The sequence below is a fragment of the Bacteroides sp. OM05-12 genome (assembly GCF_003438995.1).
Taxonomy (GTDB): domain Bacteria; phylum Bacteroidota; class Bacteroidia; order Bacteroidales; family Bacteroidaceae; genus Bacteroides.
The window spans coordinates 1-2,139 of the sequence record NZ_QSUN01000053.1 but is presented as its reverse complement, the minus strand read 5'-3'; the positions used below and the strand labels follow the sequence as shown (position 1 = coordinate 2,139).

The following is a 2,139-nucleotide window of genomic DNA, read 5'->3' as shown; positions in this document are numbered from 1 at the left end:
CCGCAAACCTCCGATTTTTATTTCCGTAATGTGCGTGCGATGTACAATGGTACCTGTAAGCTGTTCAGTATGCACCTGTCTGAACAGCCCAACCCTTTCCGTGAGGTCACTTTCTCCGGGAAACAGTCTTCCAAGCGTGCCCTGACCAAAGAAGAGACCGACCGGTTGCTTGATGCGAAGTTCCGCGCAAGCCTGTCTCCCCATCTGCACGAGAGCCTTGACATCCTCTTATTCATTTTATTTATGCGTGGGATGGTGTTCCAGGATGTCTTCAACCTTACGTGGGATATGGCCGATGCCGACAATCACTTCCATTATCTCCGCAGCAAGACGGAAGTCCCCATCGATACTGAAATCCCTTCCGAGGCGCGTAAGATCATGGAGCGTTACCGTGAGGAGGATTGCATGTATGTCTTTCCTTTCCTTCACCGGAGTAAGAACAGGAAAAAGGACGGCGGCGATGATATTCCCGAAGAATCCTCCCTGCACCGTGTGAACCACCATGCCCATGAGATCGGTCGGCTCGCGGGTCTGAGCCTTCGCCTGAGTACGTATGTGATGCGTCATACTTTCGCCACGCTAATGCTGGAATCGGGCAAGCCGGTCGAACTGATCAGCCAGTGCCTGGGCCATTCCTCCATCCGTACCACCCAGATCTACCTTTCCCGCATCTCGACCCACCGGGTAGATAAGGAAGTGAATGACATGTTTGATCAGATGTTGCGTCCGGCAGTCGTGGAAAAGAAACTTCCGCATCCTTACAGGAAGCATGAGGAGGCGAGTCCTCCCGGCCATGGGCGTATTTTTCTTCCCGAAACGATCCCCGTTAAAGAAGAATGTAACATCCTCCCTCCTGACAACAAAAAATGTCCCTTTCTACATAAGAAAGAGACATTTCTATTAAAATCTTTTGCAAAGATAGGTATTTTGCCCAAAACAGCAAATTTTTTATATTGTTTTTTCACCCATTTTTATTTCTCCCCTCTCTTTGTTCCCTTCATGAAGGTATTCCCTTCCCAAAATCTTAGCCATAAGTCTTTGAAGTACAGGCTTATACCCCTTTTTGAATTTCTTTATCTCTTTCTTATGTAGAAAGCGATACAACGACAGTCCGCCGAAATGCGCATAATTAGTTTGTACAGATAACCTCTGTTTTTGGCCGGCTGCAAGAAAAAGGAGTATGAATATTTTGATAAACAGTGTAATGAGCCCCCCTCTTGAGCGGATTCTCCTTTTGGAGTCAGCCAATACGGACCTTGTCCATTTGTTCCGGCTTCCTTCGGGAGACAGTTGGGCGGCGTATGAACAATCTGCGGTCAATTTGCAGTCCATTCTTCCGGGTGTGGAGGAAACCATGATGAAAGAGGTTTTTCCCGAGGCGGATATCTGGTTGCACCGTGTTGTGGTGGATGACACGCTTATCTATAAGTATTCCCTTCCCCTGATGTGCACTCTTGCCGGTGACGATTATCTCGAATTGTCTCCGGGCCTTTCCGTGCGTGCAGGGATGAAGCGTTCCGATTTCCGTATTCCGGCATATGAATTATAAAACAGATAATGACAGATGAAAAAGAAAACATTGTTCATAATAGGCTGCCTTTGTTGCTGTGCTCTTCCCATGAAAGGTCAGGAACAGTCGGATAAGAACGTCCCTGAAAAATGGAACATCAAGAGCAACCTCCTCTATGACGCTACCGGTACTATCAACCTGGGTTTTGAATTGCCCCTTGCGGAACGTTGGAGCCTGGATGTTTCCGGCAATTACAACGGCTGGAACTGGAAGGATAACCGTAAATGGAAACACTGGATGGCACAGCCGGAAGTCCGTCTCTGGACACGTCAGGCATTAAGGGGGCATTTTTTCGCCCTGCACGCATTGGGCGGTCAATACAATATCGGCAACGTGCATTTCCCTTTCGGCCTGTTCAAGGATTTGCGTGACTCCCGGCATGACGGCTGGTATGCGGGCGGCGGCATCGGCTACGGCTACCGCTGGAATTTCTCCCGGCATTGGGGCATGGAAGCGGAAGCCGCGGTGGGTTATGTCCGTTTCGACTATAAATCGTATGAGTGCTTTACATGCGGTGAGTTCCTCAATAACGGTACCCGTAACTATGTGGGCCCCACCAAGCTTGCGGT

At 49.0% G+C, this 2,139-nt stretch carries 3 protein-coding genes; all 3 read left to right on the top strand.

Annotated features, from left to right (window positions below; all coding sequences use genetic code 11):
- The coding region (locus DXB63_RS17695; protein ID WP_147332320.1) for a site-specific integrase at nucleotides 1–1,092 on the top strand (1,092 nt) is incomplete at its 5' end.
- A gap of 112 nt (nucleotides 1,093–1,204) precedes the next feature.
- Entirely contained in the window at nucleotides 1,205–1,549 is a 345-nt protein-coding gene (locus DXB63_RS17690; RefSeq protein WP_147332319.1) for a hypothetical protein, read from the top strand.
- Between the two features lie 15 nt (nucleotides 1,550–1,564).
- On the top strand, nucleotides 1,565–2,139 hold a 575-nt coding region (locus tag DXB63_RS17685), incomplete at its 3' end, for a DUF3575 domain-containing protein (RefSeq protein ID WP_147332318.1).

Excerpts from the sequence above, each read along its gene's own strand:
- DXB63_RS17690 (WP_147332319.1), top strand. The coding sequence starts at position 1,205 with ATGAGCCCCCCTCTTGAGCGGATTCTCCTTTTGGAGTCAGCCAATACG.